Origin of the sequence: Bacillus sp. AFS015802, assembly GCF_002561455.1 — a bacterium.
Classification (GTDB): Bacteria; Bacillota; Bacilli; order Bacillales; family Bacillaceae_B; genus Rossellomorea.
Window position 1 is genome coordinate 212131 of the sequence record NZ_NTUP01000066.1, and the last position, 19786, is coordinate 231916.

Consider the following 19786-nt stretch of genomic DNA (forward strand, 5'->3'; position numbering starts at 1 on the left):
AGAATGTTAGATGAATGAATTAAAAGGGATCCATCATGTTACGGCCATCGCAAGCAGTGCCGAGAAAATATATGAGTTCTTCACTTATGTGCTCGGGATGCGCCTTGTGAAAAAAACGGTGAATCAAGATGACATCCAGACGTACCATCTGTTCTTTGCCGACGATAAGGGAAGTGCGGGAACTGATATGACATTTTTCGATTTCCCGAACATCCCGAAAGGAACTCATGGAACGAATGAAATCTCAAAGACTTCCTTCCGTGTTCCAAGTGATGAAGCACTGGATTACTGGGTAAAGAGATTCGATCGGCTGAATATCGATCATTCCGGTATCCGCGTTCAATTCAATAAGAAAACACTGTCGTTCACAGACTTTGATGATCAGCAGTATCAATTGATATCAGATGAAGGAAACAACGGAGTCCCATCCGGTACTCCGTGGCAGGATGGACCGATTCCACTGGAGTACGCCATCACGGGTCTGGGCCCGGTCTTCATCCGGATCAGGGAATTCGATTTCTTTAAAGGGATGCTGGAGGAAGTCCTTCTATTCAGGGAAATTGGAAGTGAGGGCAAATCCCACCTATTCGAGGCAGGTGAAGGAGGTAATGGGGCGCAGGTTATAGTTGAGCATGATACTTCTATGCCACAGTCCCAACAAGGATATGGGACAGTCCATCACGTTGCCTTCCGCGTCGCTGACCGCGAGGAGCTGAACCAATGGATTGACCGGATCGAGGGGATGGGATTCCACACATCAGGCTACGTGAATCGATTCTTCTTTGAATCCCTTTATGTCAGAGTTTCTCCTCATATCCTGTTTGAATTTGCCACCGATGGCCCTGGTTTCATGGGGGATGAACCGTACGAGACGCTGGGAGAAAAGTTGTCACTGCCTCCTTTCCTCGAATCCAAGAGAGCAGAAATTGAGAGTAGAGTCCGCCCGATCGATACGACCAGAAGCACGAAAGACATCAAGAAAGAGTATTAGGAGCACGGAGACGGTTCTTGTGCTTCCGAAAAAGGAAGCGTGAACGTGAAAACGGCCGCAGTCACTCATGGGTGATGTGCGGCTGTTTTTTTACCGTTGGATCAACTCTCTGACGATCTTGGTAAACTGTCGGCCTTCTTTGGAAAGGGAAGGCTTCTTGGGATACATAGCCCAGAAATCGTACCCGGTGACGTGTTCCTTTCTCAAAGGGATAATCGCCAGGTTTCCATTCAGGACGTCCTGGTGATTCTTAAAGGTGAAATCATAGATGATGCAGATCGCCTGCCCGTCAAGGACGGCTTTCTTCAATACTTCAATATTATTTGATGTGAAGAGGATGGAAGAATCCTTGATATACTGCTCGTTCAGGGCTTTGGCCCGCTTGGAGTTATAGATCACGATCTTCTCGTTGCGGATATCTTCTTCCAAGAGGAATTCCTTATGGTAAAGAGGGGAGTGCTTGCTGACACACGCACATGCCTCACCTGTGTATAAGCGTTCATAGCCAATGGATTCACGCAAAGACTGCTTCCGTAATTCTTCCTTCGTAAACGGGGAGAAAGCGAGATCAACGTCCCTGCAGGAAAACGCTTCCCATACTTCATCCTGATCCATCTCAATGATTTCAATCTCTACATAAGGATGTTCCTGATTGAAGAGCACGAAAGCATCGTACAAAACATATGTCATGGAGGGCCCGCACCCTATTTTCAAAGAAGTCGAGGGAGGGGTTTCCGAAAGTTCAGTTTGCAGTTCCTCGAGCTTCTCCAGAATATCGATTCCCGTATGGATGATCTTTTTGCCATCTCGAGTGGGCACCGTTCCTTGCCTAGAGCGGTTGAAAATTGTGACGCCGAGTTCCCGTTCCAGCTGAGTGATCGACTGGCTGACAGCAGAAGGGGATAAATGCAGCTTCTTGGCAGCCCTTGTTATGGAACGTTCTTTCGTGACCTCTAAGATGTACTTGATTTGGTCCATATTCATATCAGTTAAACACTCCATTAAGTTTTTCTTTATTATATGTTAAATTTGATTAAATTTACTTAAATAAGTTCAGGGAATTATACTAGTGATAGGTTGCTTGAAGCCGCTTCTCATTAACAGGATGGATGACCGGGGGATATCCCATACATTCAGAGGAGAGGGTTGCATGAAGCAGTCTTATAAGTAGAAGCTGGAGGATCCACATGATTAGTGAACGCCCTGCCATTTATGAGCAGATAGAAGAAATGAAAGAACAGTTAAGACAGTCCGTTAAGCAGAGCGGTATAAATAGTCAACAAACCATCCACATCAGCCAAAAGCTTGATGCATTATTAAACCTGGCGGAAAAGAGGAAGCCGTCCCTTTAGGACAGTTGAACAAGGGGGCGGTTCTAAGTATGCACAGTGAACGGATCAACAAAGAAAATCTGAATGTCCAATAGAAAGAGGGAAGTCCCGAAACTTCCCTCCATAAACTTACTTCATTTAATCCGTCATATACTCCTCCACCAATTCATAGCACCGAGCCTTCGTCGACTCATACAACGAGATGTACCAAGCGACATATTCAAACGTGCCACCCTCATACTTCAGTCTTTCCTTCTCTGCCTTTTCTTCTTTCAGGTTAATCCATTTCACTTGTTCCGTTTGTAGTTCCGCCATGACCTCTGGCGAAAGCTCTTTTTTCAACAGGGCATACATCTCATTCAAGGCATCATCATATTTTTCGTAAGATACTCCGTAGTAGCTTTTCATGGCGTTGGTGACGCCTTTATCTGAATCCTTCTTTTCCGGCATGGCATCGAGTTCTTTTTGGATGTTGTCCAGTTTTTCTATGTAGGTTTGTTTACCTTCTGCTTTTTTGACTGGAGTATCCTGTTCTGAGCTGTCTGTGTCATTCTTTTCTGCGGATGGTTCTTCTGTTTGGTCCTTTTCATTGATATCCGATACGGATGAGTCATCCTTCTCTGTGCTTGCGGGAACTGCCTCCGATTCAGGCTGATTGGCAGCATCCTCTCCGGAAGATTGGCTACAGGCGGACATTCCCGCGAATAACATAGCGGATAAGGTCACCGTGGTAAACATGTTCCTTCTCTTCATTGTTACTGCTCCCATCTCTTGTAAAAAATTCAATTCTTGGATTATTTTAACATACCCAAATATATCCTTCTAATATCCCTCTTTACCGTTCCCAAGTCGAACTCCCTTCTGGTAAAATTAGGATTATGAATCTGGTAAACTGAACAGGCCGAGGGACCTGTCCCCGTGGCTCACTGGAGGTGCTGTATGCATACGATCAAAACGAATTTCGTTTTTAAAAAGATTGACCCGATCACCAAAGGCTGGTCGAGTGATAAGAAGTATTATGTGGAAGCAGAAACAGGAGAAAGGCTGCTGCTCCGGACGGCGGACGCCTCCGAATATGAGAGTAAGAAGAGCGAATTTGAAGCGATGAAGCGTTTGGCTGAATCGGGCCTTCCGATGTCGAAGCCTTTGGAATTTGGAATGTGTGATGATGGCCAACTAGTGTATACCCTTTTTACCTGGTGTGAGGGAGAAGATGCTGCGGAGATCCTCCCGAAGCTGACGGATACGGAGCAATATGAGCTTGGTCTGAAGTCGGGCCGTTATCTGCGGGAAGTCCACTCCACACCTGCGCCTCCAGAGGAGGAAAGGTGGGAAACGAAGTTCAATCGAAAAGTGGATAAGAAGATAGAGCAGTACCAGGATTGTCCCCTCAAGATCGAAAGCGGTGACCTTATCTTAGAATACATAGAGGCAAACAGGCATCTCCTCGCCGGCCGTCCGCAAACCTTCCATCACGGTGATTACCACGTGGGGAATATGGTCATTTCCGAAGCTGGTGAACTCTCCATCATCGATTTCAACCGCCATGATTTCGGTGATCCTTGGGAAGAGTTCAACCGCATCGCCTTCAGTGCATCGGCGAGTCCCCATTTTGCCACGGGACAGCTCGATGGCTATTTCAACGGAAGACCGCCGGAGGATTTCTTCAAGCTCATGGCCTTTTACATCAGCAGCAATATGCTGTCCTCCATCCCGTGGGCGATGAGGTTCGGTGAAGAGGAAATTGCCGTCATGAAGAAGCAGGCGAAGGAAGTGATCGGCTGGTTTGACGGGATGACAAATCCTGTGCCGACGTGGTATGTGGAGGACTTTTATGTTCAGTACATCGATGGCATTCCGTATAAATTAAAGGCACTGTTCGATTTCTCTTTTATAAAAAAGTACGGAGAAGTCTTTAAAGTCTATGACGATCAGGACTCGGGCAATATCTGTTTCGGGGTCAGGGACGGTGAAGAGAGACGGTTCATCAAATTCGCCGGTGCCCCGACCGTGCGATTTGAAGGCAAACCGGAAGAGGCGATCGCCGGGTTGAAGTCTGCCGTGAACGTGTATGAAGATCTGGCTCATCCCCATTTAGTGAGATTGATCCGGGCCGAGGAAGTCGGTGAAGGGTTTGCCGCCATCTTTGAATGGACGGACGGGGAATGCATGGGGAGGATGTATCCCCGGTCACGGGAGAAGTTCATGCAGATGACAGACAGCACAAGGTTGAACGTCTTCCATGCCATCCTCGACTTTCACATTCATACAGTGGAGAAAGGGTATGTGGCCATCGATTTCTACGACGGCAGTATTTTATATGATTTTGTGAAAAAAGAGACCGTGATCTGTGATATCGACCTGTATTCTAAACGCCCCTATATCAACACAATGGGCAGGATGTGGGGGTCATCACGCTTCATGTCGCCTGAAGAATTCCAGGAAGGTGCAGCGATTGATGAAATCACGAACGTGTATGTGATGGGAGCCACGGCCTTTGCGTTGTTTGGCGGCGAGAAGGATCGTTCCATGGGAAAATGGAGACTGAGCGGAGAGTTATATGAAGTGGCGCTGAGAGCGGTGAGTGATGACCGGGAAAAGCGTCAGCAGTCGCTTACGGAGTTTAAGAGAGAGTGGGACAGGCGCGTTGTCCCCGTTTAAAAATGGATTTGTGAGCCACGGGATCTGTCCCCGTGGCTTTCAAAATGCCCATTTCACTTTTATCTTCTCTTAATAAAGGGTAAAGAAGAACTATGTATTCCTATTATTCTGATTTTGGAAGAAGGAATAAATGTATAGAAAGGGTTGATACATGGTGAACGAAATGAATGATGACAAGAGGGGAAGGAAGACAAGGGTAAAACCAGTGAGAACGGCCATTGTGTCCTTTGTTCTTGGCGTGCTGGTGATGTTCCTGGTGATTGAAGGTTTCAATATCCCCGGTAAGGAGGGGACAGAAGAGGCGACTTCTAAGTCGACGACCGTGAAGGCTAGTGCTGAGGGTGTTGATGGAGGAGGTTCCATTGCAGAAGCGGTTGAGAAGAGCCGGCCATCCGTCGTCAGTGTGGTAAATTTTAAAGGCGGAAATATGTTCGAAGGCTCTGAACCTCAACCAGCAGGATCTGGTTCGGGTGTCATTTATGAAAAAGAAGGAAATAAGGCTTACATTGTCACCAACCATCACGTTGTGGAAGGGGCTTCTAAGCTCGAAGTCGCGTTGAATGATGGGTCCAAGATCCCTGCTAAACTGCTTGGTTCCGATGCACTGTTGGATTTGGCGGTTCTGGAAGTGGATTCGGGGAAAGTGAAGGATGTGATTGAAATAGGGAAATCATCAAGTCTTAAGCCGGGTCAACGTGCCATTGCCATCGGGAATCCATTAGGGTTCCTGGCCGGGACTGTCACGGCAGGGGTCATCAGTGCCGCCGACCGTTCCATGCCTGTTGATATCAATAAGGATGGGGCAGTGGATTGGCAGTCCGAAGTGATTCAGACGGATGCCTCCATTAATCCCGGGAACTCAGGAGGCGCGTTGATTAATATGGATGGTGAGCTGATTGGCATCAATTCCTCCAAGATCGCGATGGAAAATGTAGAAGGAATCGGATTCGCCATTCCTGTGGATATTGCCCTTCCCGCTCTGAAGGATCTGAGGGAGTACGGGGAAGTGAAGCGCCCATTCATCGGCATCGTACCGGTTTCATTATCGCAGATTCCGTCTCAATACTATGATGAACCACTCAATCTTCCTGATGAAGTGAAGGAAGGAATCGTCGTCAGACAAGCGGAGCCTGGTACACCTGCAGGAGAAGCTGGTTTGCAGCAATATGATGTCATTACCATGCTGGATGGTGAGAAAATGACGAAAGTCAGTGACCTGAGGAAATATCTTTATAACGAAAAGGAAGTAGGCTCCAAAGTGGAAGTGACCTACTACCGGAATGGAGAACAGAAGACGACGACCTTAACGCTTAGCGATTTACAGTAGTTGTCTATCAAAAAAGAGAGGCCCCCAAGCACATGCTGCTTAGGGGCCTCTCTTTTGATTTATTCGCTCTCTTCCTTTTTTAATTCAAAATACGTATCCATGACCCGTTTGGAAATGACTTTATTGATGTAAGGATCATGTTCCTGGTGGGACCATGGGACGACGGTTGAGAAGGCGATTTCCGGATTGTTGAATGGTGCATATCCGATAAGAGTCGTGTTGTAGGTTGGTTCGGCACTCTCCATATCCGGTCCTTTGTAAAAGGCCTCAGCTGTTCCCGATTTCCCGGCTGCATTGTACGGAGCATCCTTGAACAGATTGGCCGTACCTTCTGCCCCGTGAAAGACCCGGTAGAATCCTTTTTGAACGTGTTCGATTTCTTTACGGGATGCATCGATCCGGTTCAGCACCTCTGGTTCCTGCTTATACACGACGCTCCCTAACCGGTGCGGCTGGTTGGAAGGTTCACGTACTTCTTTTAACAGATGGGGCTGAACCCGTTCTCCTCCATTGGCGATGCTGGAAACGTATTGTGCCAGCTGCATGGGTGTGTAGGTGTCATATTGCCCGATCGCAAAGTCAAGGAGCAGTCCCGGATGTTCAGCGGTTCCCTGATATCCGGGAGACTCCCCGGGGAGATCGATTCCCGTTGGCACACCCAGACCCATTTGGGCGAAATGTTCCCTGAAGGTACGGAATGGGTCGCCTTTCAGGTGAATCGGTTCGTGAGGGAGATATCGGTTCCCGGCAATCCGGAGAGCCACTTTCCACATGTATGCGTTAGAGGATTTCTCCAGGGCATAGAGATCACTGATCGGTCCCGTTTGCTGTCCCCATACATTGAACCATGACGTTTTCTTAGGTGTTCCTTTAATATAGAGGGGCTCATCCACGATCATTTCACCAGGCTCAATGTGATTGGTCATGTACCCGGTCAAAAGGGTGGCCCCTTTGACGACGGAGCCTGATTCATAGGAAGTGGTATATGCTCCTAAAGAATAATCCTCAAATTCAATTTTTCCGTTTGGATGGATTTCCTTCACTTTCTGACCGACCATCGCCTCGATTTCCCCCGTGTGAGGGTCCATCATGACGACAAAGGCACGGTCCAGATAAGGAGAACCCTTTGTACCGATGTGTTTCGATAGTTCTTCTTGTACGATTTTCTCGATCTCTTTTTGCAGTTCAACATCGATGCTGAGCACAAGGTCCTTGCCGCTCTGTCCCTTCTGGATGACCTTTGTCCCGACGACCTGCCCATCCTTGATGATGTTTTTTACCTTCTTTTTCTGACCGTTCAATAAGTCTTCATACTTTAATTCCAGGTAACTTGTTCCCACACGGTCATTCCGGTTATATCCTTCTGCCAGATATTTTTGGATGAGATCTTTCGGAATCCCTTCCCTGGTAGACGATACGTCTCCAAGCACGGAACGTAGAGTGTGATCAAGGGGATAAGCCCTGGTCCAATCCGTGGTGACGTTCACCCCCGGCAATTGATCGAGATGTGCGCTCACCTGTGCATATTCCGTGATGGTCACCCCTTTGTTCTTCACGATTTGAGGGGAAAGGGCATACCCTTTTGAAATAGTTTGATAGATGGCGAGCACTTCACATTCTTCTTGGGTAAAAGAAGACCATTCCTTTTCACTGATGCGGTCAAGCTTCAGTTGATAAATCTTCTGATCGGCTTCTTTCGCTGAAAGCCCCTTCTCACCCTGGATGCGGTCGACTTCAGAAGGGGAGACCTTCTTCTCTGCCTTGGATGGATTCATCAGGATCCAGAAATCCTTCTTATCCCTTGTCGTGAGCGATTCGGTCTCGACGTCAATCATCCCAGCCAGCTTCTTGGCCACCTGCATCAATTCCTTCTGAGTCGAATCCGACGTCCGGGTAAAGGTGATCGCCCGCTGTGGTTTATTATCGACAATCACCTTTCCGTTCCGGTCATATATGCTCCCTCTCGGAACGGGAGAATCCACCGTCAGGCTTTCCTTCTTCTCAACCGCCTTTTCATAAGACTGTCCGTTCGCAATCTGAACCATGCCGAGCCTTACGATCAGCGCGCTGAATAAAAAAAACACGGTAATAAAGAGAATCTTCATCCGTTTAGGAAGTACCCTCTTTATGGTCCGCTCTGTTCTGTTTTTTTCCTTCATTACAATCACCATTTTATCCATTTGACTTTATTACAATTAAAACAAAGCCATGACAAAAACCCAAGAGATATGGTGCATCGTTCACGAAATCGATTCATTCAACCAGAAATCTTCCCAACCTATACACACATTGTTAATAGTTTCGTAATATTTACCTCTTAAGATGAAATCAACAGCAAAGTTCAACAGGCAAAATCAATAGAGGAGGAAATAACATGTTGGAACATAACAATCATAATGAAGAATTGAATCATACAGAAATAAATGATACAGAGGTCAATCAGAATGAAGTTACGAAAGAGGGTATGCAAAGAAGCCCCAAACCGAAAAAGACATTTAAAGGACGTGGATTCCTGAACACGGTCGGTGCCGGAATCATCGGTTCGGTCCTGACGCTGACCGTATTGCCTCAAACGGATTACTATCAGAACCTGGCCCAGAACAGTATCCAACAATCAGCCAATCAAGGACAGACAGACACGGCAGCGGATTCAGGGATCACGCCAACGTCCGTATCCACTGCGGGCAGTGGGGATGTAGCCAGTATTGTGGAGGATGCCTCAGAGTCCATCGTTGGAATCGTCAACTATCAGCAGCAGAGCAACATGGGATCATCACAGGCGGCTCCGGCCGGTACAGGTTCGGGCGTTCTTTTTAAAAAAGAAGGGGACAGTGCGTTCATCATCACCAATAACCATGTGATCGAGGGGGCTTCGAAAATTGAAGTATCACTCTATGACGGTGAAAAGACCGAGGGTGAACTGATCGGTGCCGATCCACTGACGGACCTTGCCGTCGTGAAAATTGACGGGAAATATGCAGACAACCTGTTGGAAGTCGGGGACTCAAGTGCCCTGCGTGCAGGTGAACAGGTGATCGCGATCGGGAACCCCCTTGGACTGGACTTATCAAGAACCGTGACACAAGGAATCGTCAGTGCCGTCGACCGTACGATTCCCGTTCAAACGTCAGAAGGAGAGTCTGAACTCAACGTCATCCAAACCGACGCAGCGATCAACCCTGGTAACAGCGGAGGGGCTCTCCTGAACTCCAAGGGTGAATTGATCGGGATCAACAGCGCGAAGATCTCGAACTCCGGTGTGGAAGGACTTGGATTTGCGATTCCAAGCAAGGACTTCATGCCGATCGTCAGCGAAATCATCAAAACAGGAAAAGTGGAGCGGCCGTATATCGGAATCGGAATGAAGAACCTTGCTGATATTCCACGCTCGTACCTGCCGAATCTCCCGGAATCAGTTGAGTCCGGAGTGGTCATTGCCAATATCGACCCGACATCCGCAGCCGCTGATGCCGGTATCAAAGAAGGCGATGCGATCACCGCGATGAACGGCAAATCAGTCGAGAATGTCGCCGACTTAAGAAGACAGCTGTACGGTGATTTGAAAGTCGGGGATAAAATCGACTTAACCATCTACCGTGACGGGAAAAAAATGACGGTGAGCCTGACACTTACCAGTAATGCGATGATGAATGGATAAGGTGTGATGTGTGTGTACCTGGTACAAACCGGGTGAGTTGTACCAGGCACAATTAGAGCAGGATGTACCAGGTACAAACCATCCCCAAATGTACCTGGTACCAAAACACCTGCCAATAAATTGAACAGAAAAAGGAGTACGAATAAGTGAGTAAAAACAAACGATCGATCACATTATGGAGCATCATCGGAGGCATTGTCCTTCTCGGTTCACTGCTTGCCGTGTTTGGTTTTTCTAAAGAGGAAGTCGTGGCGAAGGTAGGGAGCGAGTCGATCAGTAAAGAGGATTTGTATACGACCCTTGTGGATCAGTACGGGGATGGCGCCCTGGATACATTGATCGCCGAAAAGATTGTGAAGCTTGAGAGTGAGAAGAAAGATCTCACGGTGAAGGATAGTGAGATTGATGAAGAGCTGAAGAACATCAAAGGACAGTATGACAGCGATGAGGCATTCAAGGAGGCGCTGGCTTCAAGCGGGACGAGTCTTGAGAGTGTCAAAGAGAATATCAGGACGTTCCTGCTGACGGAAAAATTGTTGAAGGACAGGGTTACGATTACGGATGATCAGATAAAGGAATACTTTGAAGCGAATAAGGATACGTTTGCTCAGGCAGAACAGGTAGAGGCGAGCCATATTTTAGTGAAAGATGAAAAAACGGCAAATGAAGTGAAGGCGAAGCTTGATGACGGAGGAGATTTTGCCGAGCTTGCCAAGAAATATTCCACTGATACCTCGAATGCCGAGTCAGGCGGGGAGCTTGGTTATTTCGGCAAAGGGGAAATGGTGCAGGCGTTTGATGACAAGACATTCTCCATGAAAAAAGGGGAAATCAGTGAGCCGGTCAAAACGGAATTCGGCTACCATATCATCAAGGTAACGGGCAAAAAAGAAGCGAAGGAAGCGGTTCTTGCCGATCATAAAGATGAAATCAAAGACATCCTCTTTGATCAAGCCCTCCAAACGGAGTATGGAACGTGGCTCCAGGAAAAGAAAGAGGATTATAAGATTGAAAATCTGTTGAAAGATTCATAAACCGGCCATGGTTTGTTCATGATTTCGTCATATTTTCCGGAAATACTGTAAGTGCAGCTGCAACCTATAAAAGGAGGAAATCAAATGAAGAGCAAGAGAACATTTGCGTTGGCCGGTGTATTGGCGATTGGGATCGCGGGGGCCATTCCGGCTTTTGCCGCGGAAGAAGAGGGCCAGACGGTTGTCAGTGAAAAGGTGGGACAGGTATTCGGCAAGCATCAAGGCGGTCACGGGAAGTTCCACCTGAATGAAGAGCAGTTGAAGGAAAAAGCCGGGGAACTTGGGATCGACAGCACAGGTAAGGATGCCGGGGAACTCGCCAAGGCGATCATGGATGCCGAACTTGAAAAAAGAGCGGAAGCATTGGGAATCGACACCGAAGGAAAAGATCATCGTGCCGTCATGGATGAAATCCGGCAAGTGGAGCTGAACAACAAAGCGAAGGAACTGGGGATCTCCGCGGAAGGAAAAGATCAGGTGGAATTGGCTCAAGAAGTGAGGGAAGCCCTGGTGAAACAAAAAGCCAAAGAACTGGGAGTGGAAACCGACGGCAAGGACCTCGAAGCACTTGCCGATGAAGTAAGAGAAGCCGCTCTCATGAAACAGGCAAAGGATCTTGGCATCAAGACAGATGGAAAAGATCGTCATGTGTTGAAGCAGGAGGTATTTGAAGCTTCCGTACTGAAAGCGGCGAAAGAATTAGGTCTTGAAACGGAAGGCAAAACCTCCAGGGAACTGATGAAGGAAATCATGACCGAGCATGGGGTTGAAGCAAAGAAACTGGATTTCTTCCCTTTCAATAAGGAAGAAGGCTTCTTTTTCCGAAAGGGAGGTAAGGGGCATCACGGACCGGGACATGGAAAAGGGTACGATGCTGACCGAAGTGATGAAACAACAGCAGGATCTGAAAGTGTAGCGTTATAAGTCAGGGAATCCCCGCCAAGTGAGCGGGGGTTTTTCCATTGGGAGTAAATACATAGAACGGATCGGGGAAAACGACTATACTTTATGTAGAGAGGGAGCCATGGGGGACAGGTCCCAGGCCGGGCCACGGTACCTGTCCCCATGGCTCAGAAGGGAGCGATGTTCATGAACGTGCTGGTGGTGGAAGATAATCAAAGCGTCACAAGCATGCTTGAGATGTTTTTTACGAAAGAAGATATTCAGGGGGAGTTTGTCCACGACGGGGCTGAAGGGTACCGTCGTTACAGGGAAGGGGAGTGGGATCTCGTCATCCTGGACTGGATGCTGCCGGGGATGGACGGCGTGACGATTTGCCGGAAAATCAGGGAGGAAGGGTCACAGGTTCCGATCATCATGCTGACGGCGAAGGATAGTGAGTCGGATCAGGTGCTCGGTCTTGAGCTCGGGGCCGACGATTATGTGACCAAGCCTTTCTCGCCCCTTGCCCTGATGGCAAGGATCCGGGCCGTCACCCGACGGTATCAAGGGGAGAAAAACAGTACGGGAACGCAGGATGTGGCTACGTCTGACATCAGGATCAGTAAGGAAACACGTGAAGTGTTCCTGAATGGGGTCCCCTTAACGAACCTGACCCCAAAGGAATTTGAACTGCTTCATTTTCTTTCCCGGCATCCGCGGCAGGTGTTCTCGAGGGAACAGCTTCTTGAACGGGTATGGGGATATGATTTCTATGGGGACGAGCGGACAGTGGATGTCCATATCAAACGTTTGAGAAATAAAATCGGCAGCAAGGATAAGCCCTATCTGCATACGGTGTGGGGAGTAGGGTATAAATTCGATGAGACGGCGGTCGGGGATGAAGTTTAGGTATCTCTATCAGTTGCTGCTCAGTCATACGAGCGTCCTCCTCATCGCGTTCACGATCCTCGGCCTCCTGTTTTCCCACTATGTCGAAAATCTTGTGTATGAAAATAAAGTCACGGAACTGAGTACGTACGGAGAGAAGATTTTATCCGACCTTGAACGGCCAAGCCCGAGAAGGCCTCTGTATCTCGACGAATACAGCAACCTGCTTCATGCGAGGAACATCGACGTGATCACATTCAACCGCCAGGGAGAGGTATCTTTTTCAAGCGGTGGGGTGTACCCTCGGATCGAGCTTTCCAAGGAAGAGTGGCAAAAGATCGAAAGCGGTGAAACCGTTCCGTTAAAAAAAGATTTCGGCCGCTTTGACCAGGCGGTATCCCTTGTCATCATGCCACGGGTCGTCAATGATCAGTTGACGGGCGGACTGATCCTGATTTCACCGATCAGCGGTTCGAGGGAGGTGCTGAGTGAGATCAATCACTACCTTCTGTCGATTGCACTTCTGGTACTCGCGATTTCGATCTTGGTCAGCCTGTTCCTGTCGAAGCTTCATGTCAAACGGATTCAGCGGATAAGGGAGGCCACTTCACGGGTGTCATCAGGTCATTACGATGTGTCGGTCCCAAGCTCCAACTTTGATGAAATCGGGGATCTGGCCGAAGACTTTAATGAAATGGTCACGAAACTTCAGGCATCGAAAGAAGAAATCGACGCCCTGGAAAATCGGAGAAGGCAGTTCATGGCGGATGTGTCCCATGAACTGAGAACCCCGCTCACGACGATCCGCGGCGTCATCGAGGGCATCCGGAACGATATGATCCCCGAAGAACAGAAGGAGAAGAGCTTTGGTCTCGTCAGCGAGGAGACGAAGAGGCTCATCCGTCTCGTGAACGAGAATCTGGATTATGAAAAAATCCGTTCCAATCAGGTGGTCCTGTCGAAAGTGACCCTGCCGTTACTTGATGTCTTCGAAGTCATCAAGGAGCAGCTTGATTTCCAGGCGGAAGAGAAAGGGAATGACATCAGAATCCTGGCAGACTCAGAAGCCATGATACATGCTGACTACGACCGGCTCATCCAGATTCTGATCAACATCACAAAAAATAGCATCCAATTTACCTCAGGTGGAACGATTACCCTAAGCGGCTCCTCCGATGAGAAAGAAACCGTCATCCAAATCCAGGACACGGGAATCGGCATAGATCCCGATGAAATCAAGTCGATCTGGCGCCGATTCTACAAAGCGGACCTGTCCCGGACAAACAATCCATACGGTGAATTCGGCATCGGCCTCTCCATCGTGAAGCAGTTGGTGCTCATGCACGAGGGGACGATTGATGTGTTCAGTGAAAAGGGTGAGGGGACGACGTTTGTGATCCGCCTGCCGTTGTAGGGGAGCACGGGGACAGGCACCATGGCCCACCCTTAGAAAGGAGCCATGGTACCCGTCCCTCTGGCTCAATCCCTCCGTTTCCGTTATAATGAAAGAAAAGTGATTTTTGTAAATTTTATAAAAATAATGGAAAGTAGGGAAGCAATGCCGATGAGTCATCTTGATTTGTTGACCGGTTTACTTCTTAATCTTCTTGTCATTTTGATAGTCATTCTACTGATAAGTTTTCAATATCTTTCCCGAAATAAAGTACATAAGCTTCATATTCAGCCCCTGTCGATCTTTTTAGCGTGTTCCCTTCTACTGGTATTCAGTCTCGGTATGTCCGTTCGTTTGGAAGATGGGTTTTTATATGATTTACGGTTCATTCCCTTTTTACTTGGAGGCATCTACGGCGGGAACCGGGTCCTGCCCTGGCTTGCTGTCACGATGATTGCGATCCGTGTCCCGATGATGGGTCCCGGTTTATGGGTCACGGTGGTCATGGCGGTTCTATTCGCGATTGTCATCATGTATATGCGTCAGCGATTGGAGAATAAAGCATGGAAAACGAAGGTGTATTGGTATACACTCCTGGCGTTTGTTTACTCGATCCTGTCACTGTGGGTTCCTTCCTTGATCTTTCACTTCCATTATACGAACTCATTCCTGGTTTATTCGGCGGTCCTGAGCGGTTCGACATTCTTCGTCTTTTACCTGTGTGAAATGATCCGGACCATATACATACTTCAATTGGAAGCAATCAAATATGAGAAGATGCAGGTGGTGAGTCACCTGGCAGCGAGCATGAGTCATGAAGTGCGGAATCCCCTCACAACGGTGAAGGGGTTCCTGCAGCTCATTCAGGAGGACCCGGCAAACGTCAGCACCAACAGTGAACTGTCGAAGGTGGCTGTCAGTGAAATCGACCGGGCCACTGAGGTAATCAACCAATACTTGAACTTTGCGAGGCCCCACCCTGAGCTCGAGGAGGAAGTGGGAATCCGGGATGAGATCAACCGATCAACGGACATCATCATGCCCCTGGCGGTCAAAAAAGGCATCATCCTGAAGGCGAACATCCTGCACCATCATTCAATCATGGGTGATCCGAACAAGCTCCAGCAGGTTCTCATCAACATCATGAAAAACGGGCTGGAGGCAATGGAATCGGGGGGGACCCTGCGCATATTCAGTTATTTGGAAAATAGGAACGTGTTCATCGTCATCAACGATACCGGAATCGGGATGACCAAAGAGCAGCTCATGCGTCTCGGGGAACCCTACTTTTCCATGAAAGGCAAAAACGGCACGGGCCTTGGCATGATGACCGCCTTTCAACTCACAGAAGGGATGAAAGGAACGATCAAAGTCCTAAGCAAACCGGGCAAAGGAACCTCCGTCATCCTCTCCTTCCCGATCTATGAAGGAGAAGAAAGCGTCAGAAGCATGACCCCGTCATCACAGGTCCGTCCCTCACTGCGTTAATGCTTTACCAGTGAGAGGGACGGACCTTTTCTTTGCTTTGATGCCGAACAGGACCCGCAGGAAAGGGGTGGGGCGGATCAGCACATGATAGGTGAGGGCGATGATCAGGAACGACATGCTCACAAGCAGTACCACTTTTAAAGGTATGGGCCAGCTGAGGTCTTTCATCAGGAACCCGATCCATACAATGACCGGCTGGTGCAGGATGTAAAACGGCAGGGAAGCCTCACTGCAATATCTCAGCATCTTGTTGGAGAAGGACAGATGCCGGTTGGCCAACGCGTAAAAGGACAGAATCAGATTGAAGCTCGCCGTCACCATCAGGCATGTAAACAGAAAGGAACCCGGGGACCCATGTGGCGGGAGACCCTTCATGAACCAGGTGGTATAGACGATGGAGGATAACACCCCCGCGGTGAGATGGAGCCTGAAATTCTTATGCAGCAGTTCATGCAGTGAACCACTGCTGAAAATATAATAACCGGCAAGGAAGAATAGAAGATACACCACGAGATCCCAGCCTCCAAGATGAACGGTTTCGATATAGACCGAAACAAGAATGATGACGGCCTGTAGGATCAGCAAGTGGATCATGGTGACCTTCCTGCACGCCCCGGTCTTCCCAAATACATAAGAGGTCAAAAGGGAAAATAGGAGGAGGGCAAGCAAATACCATAGATGCAATCCGAAGAAAGCAAAGTTCCCACTCCCTCCGATTTCCAGATACACTCCCTCGAAGGCATGGGGGATGAAGTCGAGGAAGGAGCCCTTGAATTGATGATTGTACACGCGTTCCAGAAAGACCTGGGGCGGAGACAAGATGAACACACCAAATAAAAGGGGAATGCCAAGACGGATGAACCGTTCTTTCAGATATATTCCCATTTGTCTCTTTTGTAACGAATAGTACGAGCTGATTCCGGAAACGACAAAAAAGACAGGCATGATCCATGTCCCCACCATAAGGGAGAAAGCCAGAATGACCGTTGAATTCAACTCGTTGTTCTTCACATGCCAGTCGAAGGGATTGAAAAACATAGAGCAGTGATATAAAAAAACACATAACGTGGCGATCACTTTCATCCAATCCAAATCGTATCTTCGCAGATTTTCCTGCTTATCCATCATGATCTCTCCTCTTATATCCCCTTTATCGGGGACCCGTTTTGCTACTACATGGTATTCGGCGCCACGGTTCATATTTCCTTCTGATGTGATAAGCCGATCCGACAATGATTGGAAATGGCAGGAAGTTATCCCGGACGACCATTCCTGCGTAACGAAGATTCAAACCCTCTTTCCCACGGTCTGTCCCAAAAAAAAATAAACATTCCAATCGGGAAGGAATGTCCTTATTGCGGTTTTCTGGATGTGACGTTGACGGTTGGGGAATGGTTTGTTGAAGGGGATTTCGATTGCTGGGGAAGGGATAGGTCTTTTTCGATTGTTTGATTAGCCGCCAATTTGTCATAGGTGGTTCCGATGTATAATTGTCCTTTTAGATCTTTGATGCCGAGGTTGCCGAAGTTATTGCTCAGATCGGCATGTTCAATGTTGACGTTTTCGATGGATAAATGCTCAATCACAATTTTGGATGGTTCCTGCCGGTTGGAAAGGTTGGTTGTCACTTCTGACACCAAGCCGTTTTTTAGCGTGCGTATTTCATTTTCGAGCGTCTGGATTTTAAGATTCATCTCATGATGCTCTTCTTCAACGCGTTTTTTGATAAACGAAGTCAGTTTCTTTTGAAAGAAAGTATACAGCATGTTCTCACATTCTTTTTAGTATTTTTTCACTGTGAGCCTCCGTGTAATGAAACATCTTCTATTTTCCGTGGATAAGCGACCTGGATGAGCCCGTTCAGAAATTGGATGTTGATCGATTTTGCTTCGGCTGGTTCCGGCAGGGGAATTGATCGTTCAAACTCCCCGTGGAACCGTTCTGTCTTGACTTCCATTTCTTTCGGATACACCGGCTTGACGATCCCCTTGATCAGGAGCTTGGTGTTGGAACTCAATGAAAACTTAATGTCTTCTTGAGATACACCGGGGGCTTCCAGGATGATGCAAATGTGGCTTTCATTTTGATAGACATCATACCGGGGAAATTCGTCATCCGTATTGAAAAACTGGGCAGGGTTGTTATGTTCAAAGACGCTGCTCCAGAAGGTATCACTTTTATACTGATTGGTCAGTTCCAGCCACTTCTTCATTTTTTCCATGTCCATCAATCATCACCTCTTATGTGCCGCTTAAACTTGAACTGTATAAGGGATGGCAGGGTTGGCGATTTGGTCTTGATCGCTGACATCCGGATCGAGTACGCCGGTATTCATTTGCGAGCCGGTAGGCGATAAATCACCGAATGAAAAGTTGGCCCCGAATAGTTTCGCATTGGCGGTATGACTGTTGTGGACGGTCGGACCGATATCGACGTTCCCATTCTGCGTCACACCATTGACTTTAATATTAAATATGTTGATCTGATACGGCATGAGGATCCTCCTTCCCGGCTTCTCTTGGGTCCACCGGTACAGGAACCGGCACAGGTGCTCCCGCGTTGACTGAATCCGCATTGCCCAAATCGGATTGATCATTCACATCTGGATCGATATATACGTTTTCCATCATGGATTCTGTCGGGGAAGTATCACCGTATGAAGAGTTGATCCCTTGAGACTTATTATTCGACGTATGACTGTTATGGACAGCTTCTCCTATGGTGATCGAACCATTTCCGGATACGCTGTTAACCTTCATACAGTATAGGTTTACTACAGTCTGCACAGTTTCCCACCTCTCTGTCTATGGGATACTATATGCTTTCATCAGCCCATTCGTTCGACTCTTTGTAAATAAAAAGAAGTTATTCCAGGTCACTCGGCGAATGGATACCGTCTTTGTACAGATCAAGAAAGAGGGAACCGTTACTGTTGATGACCGCGTAGTAAATATCCCTTAACCGGATACCCCGCTTCACCGCTTCCCCTTCCAGCCATTCCACCGTGTAGGGCCCGGTGACATTTTTCTGAATGACCTTGCCGTCCATCACCAATTCGATCGGCATGGAGGCAGCGGGGGAAGGATCCATGTTCATATCGGCCATTGTCGGGGGAAGAAAACGATTTTTCTTTTTGATCGACAGGACGCCGCTCACTTCCAATAACGCATACTCGACTTCGTTAATGTCAAACACTCCCAATTCCCTGAGGTGCTGATTCATGTCATCCATCGTGAACTTTACCTTTTTCATATTCTGATCGAGGATCTTCCCCTTTTCGATTAGAACCGTGGGACGTCCCGACAGCCATCTTCTGACCCACCTGCTGTTCGACGAAAATACCAGCAGGAAATAAAATAGGATCACCAATACAAAAAAGGAAATCAATGTGTCGGAAAAATCAATATTGGTGTTAAATCCCATATTGGCAATAAACGACCCAATCGTAATGGACAGGGCGAAACTGTAATGATTCTTATGAGAGTTAATATGCTTTCCGATGGCCAAGGTGACCACAATCAACAATAGAAAACTGATCATCGTTCTTCCGATTGGTATCCATACTCCATCCATGATTGAATCTCCTTTACCATAGCGTTCATGTCTAGTATGGACAAAGAATGGGGGAAGGAGACCCGGGGCAGGTTCCTTGGCTTTTCTCTCCCGGCTGTACAATCCCCTCGCATAGCCCTTCATTCTTCTGTACACTAAAAGAAAAGACTATCCGAAAGAAGTGAGTGTATTGATCAAGTACAAAAGTCTTCATCATGTCAGCCTGACTGTGACCGATCTCGAGAAAGCGAAACAATTCTACGGGGGGACACTGTGCTTAAACGAAATTTCGCGACCAGCCTTTGATTTTCCCGGGGCCTGGTATGAAATAGAAGGACAGCAGCTCCATCTCATCGTGGATCCGTCGTCCCAGACGATCCGGAAAGACAAGCATCTTTCCAGCAGGGAAGGCCACTTTGCCTTACGGGTCGAGAATTACCATCATACTCTCCAGTGGTTAAAAGAAAACAACGTAGAAGTCCTTGAGAAACCTCATTCCAAAAGTGGATTTGCCCAGCTGTTCTGTGCGGATCCGGATGGGAATCTGGTGGAATTGAATGTGGACCAGAAGGATTTGTAGG

20 protein-coding genes and 1 pseudogene are annotated in these 19786 nt (G+C 47.8%); 12 read left to right on the forward strand and 9 right to left on the reverse strand.

From position 1 onward, the window contains the following. Positions 1 to 10: 10 nt before the first annotated feature. Positions 11 to 991, forward strand: a complete 981-nt coding sequence (locus CN378_RS18385; RefSeq protein ID WP_098353946.1) for a ring-cleaving dioxygenase — start codon at positions 11 to 13, stop codon at positions 989 to 991. Positions 992 to 1081: 90 nt separating this feature from the next. Here CN378_RS18385 and CN378_RS18390 read toward each other — a convergent pair whose 3' ends face one another. Next, entirely contained in the window at positions 1082 to 1975 is an 894-nt protein-coding gene (locus tag CN378_RS18390; RefSeq protein ID WP_179884973.1) for a LysR family transcriptional regulator, read from the reverse strand. A 203-nt stretch (positions 1976 to 2178) separates the two neighbouring features. On the opposite strand from CN378_RS18390, the gene CN378_RS18395 reads away from it, so the two are divergent. Then, a complete protein-coding gene (locus CN378_RS18395) occupies positions 2179 to 2343 on the forward strand; it encodes an aspartyl-phosphate phosphatase Spo0E family protein (RefSeq protein WP_098353948.1) in 165 nt (54 codons plus the stop codon). A 117-nt stretch (positions 2344 to 2460) separates the two neighbouring features. On the opposite strand, the gene CN378_RS18400 is transcribed toward CN378_RS18395, so the two are convergent. After that, the gene (locus CN378_RS18400) at positions 2461 to 3075 is read right to left on the reverse strand and encodes a lysozyme inhibitor LprI family protein (protein WP_098353949.1); all 615 of its coding nucleotides are present in this window, start codon (positions 3073 to 3075) and stop codon (positions 2461 to 2463) included. A gap of 186 nt (positions 3076 to 3261) precedes the next feature. Between CN378_RS18400 and CN378_RS23025 the strand changes: the two are divergent. The 3 genes and pseudogenes from CN378_RS23025 to CN378_RS18410 form a co-directional block, all read left to right on the forward strand. After that, positions 3262 to 3975 (forward strand): annotated as a pseudogene (locus CN378_RS23025) (aminoglycoside phosphotransferase family protein); the annotation flags it as partial. Between the two features lie 168 nt (positions 3976 to 4143). Continuing rightward, a complete protein-coding gene (locus tag CN378_RS23030) occupies positions 4144 to 4983 on the forward strand; it encodes a serine/threonine-protein kinase (RefSeq protein ID WP_257141219.1) in 840 nt (279 codons plus the stop codon). A gap of 151 nt (positions 4984 to 5134) precedes the next feature. Further along, the gene (locus CN378_RS18410; RefSeq protein ID WP_098353951.1) at positions 5135 to 6310 is read left to right on the forward strand and encodes a S1C family serine protease; all 1176 of its coding nucleotides are present in this window, start codon (positions 5135 to 5137) and stop codon (positions 6308 to 6310) included. A gap of 59 nt (positions 6311 to 6369) precedes the next feature. Here the strand turns inward: CN378_RS18410 and CN378_RS18415 are convergent, their stop codons facing one another. After that, positions 6370 to 8469 (reverse strand): peptidoglycan D,D-transpeptidase FtsI family protein, encoded by a 2100-nt coding sequence (locus tag CN378_RS18415; RefSeq protein WP_098353952.1) that lies wholly within the window; start codon positions 8467 to 8469, stop codon positions 6370 to 6372. A 215-nt stretch (positions 8470 to 8684) separates the two neighbouring features. Here CN378_RS18415 and CN378_RS18420 point away from each other — a divergent pair, with 215 nt between their 5' ends. The 6 genes from CN378_RS18420 (at position 8685) to CN378_RS18445 (ending at position 15653) form a co-directional block, all read left to right on the forward strand. Next, positions 8685 to 9968 carry a S1C family serine protease gene (locus CN378_RS18420; protein ID WP_098353953.1) on the forward strand — a complete coding sequence of 428 codons (1284 nt, stop codon included), beginning with the start codon at positions 8685 to 8687 and terminating at the stop codon, positions 9966 to 9968. A gap of 146 nt (positions 9969 to 10114) precedes the next feature. After that, entirely contained in the window at positions 10115 to 11002 is an 888-nt protein-coding gene (locus CN378_RS18425) for a peptidylprolyl isomerase (RefSeq protein ID WP_098353954.1), read from the forward strand. 84 nt (positions 11003 to 11086) lie between these two features. Beyond that, positions 11087 to 11926 (forward strand): hypothetical protein, encoded by an 840-nt coding sequence (locus tag CN378_RS18430; protein ID WP_098353955.1) that lies wholly within the window; start codon positions 11087 to 11089, stop codon positions 11924 to 11926. A gap of 165 nt (positions 11927 to 12091) precedes the next feature. Next, positions 12092 to 12793: a response regulator transcription factor gene (locus CN378_RS18435; protein ID WP_098354278.1), complete on the forward strand. Its 702-nt coding sequence runs from the start codon at positions 12092 to 12094 to the stop codon at positions 12791 to 12793. After that, positions 12783 to 14186: a sensor histidine kinase gene (locus CN378_RS18440; RefSeq protein ID WP_098353956.1), complete on the forward strand. Its 1404-nt coding sequence runs from the start codon at positions 12783 to 12785 to the stop codon at positions 14184 to 14186. The genes CN378_RS18435 and CN378_RS18440 overlap by 11 nt, the downstream gene beginning before the upstream one ends. Before the next feature lie 150 nt (positions 14187 to 14336). Beyond that, positions 14337 to 15653 (forward strand): sensor histidine kinase, encoded by a 1317-nt coding sequence (locus tag CN378_RS18445; RefSeq protein WP_179884974.1) that lies wholly within the window; start codon positions 14337 to 14339, stop codon positions 15651 to 15653. On the opposite strand, the gene CN378_RS18450 is transcribed toward CN378_RS18445, so the two are convergent. The 6 genes from CN378_RS18450 to CN378_RS18475 all read right to left on the reverse strand — a co-directional run bounded on the left by CN378_RS18450 (position 15642) and on the right by CN378_RS18475 (position 19226). Beyond that, the gene (locus tag CN378_RS18450; protein ID WP_257141201.1) at positions 15642 to 16853 is read right to left on the reverse strand and encodes an acyltransferase family protein; all 1212 of its coding nucleotides are present in this window, start codon (positions 16851 to 16853) and stop codon (positions 15642 to 15644) included. The genes CN378_RS18445 and CN378_RS18450 overlap by 12 nt on opposite strands. 152 nt (positions 16854 to 17005) lie before the next feature. Further along, complete coding sequence (locus tag CN378_RS18455; RefSeq protein WP_098353958.1) at positions 17006 to 17419, reverse strand: hypothetical protein; 414 nt, start codon at positions 17417 to 17419, stop codon at positions 17006 to 17008. Positions 17420 to 17445: 26 nt separating this feature from the next. Beyond that, positions 17446 to 17880 carry an Hsp20/alpha crystallin family protein gene (locus tag CN378_RS18460; protein WP_098353959.1) on the reverse strand — a complete coding sequence of 145 codons (435 nt, stop codon included), beginning with the start codon at positions 17878 to 17880 and terminating at the stop codon, positions 17446 to 17448. 24 nt (positions 17881 to 17904) lie between these two features. Beyond that, the gene (locus CN378_RS18465) at positions 17905 to 18147 is read right to left on the reverse strand and encodes a spore germination protein (RefSeq protein ID WP_098353960.1); all 243 of its coding nucleotides are present in this window, start codon (positions 18145 to 18147) and stop codon (positions 17905 to 17907) included. After that, positions 18122 to 18412 carry a spore germination protein gene (locus tag CN378_RS18470; RefSeq protein WP_179885002.1) on the reverse strand — a complete coding sequence of 97 codons (291 nt, stop codon included), beginning with the start codon at positions 18410 to 18412 and terminating at the stop codon, positions 18122 to 18124. The genes CN378_RS18465 and CN378_RS18470 overlap by 26 nt, the downstream gene beginning before the upstream one ends. Before the next feature lie 106 nt (positions 18413 to 18518). Further along, positions 18519 to 19226: a DUF421 domain-containing protein gene (locus CN378_RS18475; protein WP_098353962.1), complete on the reverse strand. Its 708-nt coding sequence runs from the start codon at positions 19224 to 19226 to the stop codon at positions 18519 to 18521. 169 nt (positions 19227 to 19395) lie between these two features. Between CN378_RS18475 and CN378_RS18480 the strand changes: the two genes are divergently transcribed. Further along, entirely contained in the window at positions 19396 to 19785 is a 390-nt protein-coding gene (locus tag CN378_RS18480; RefSeq protein WP_098353963.1) for a VOC family protein, read from the forward strand. Position 19786 lies beyond the last annotated feature (1 nt).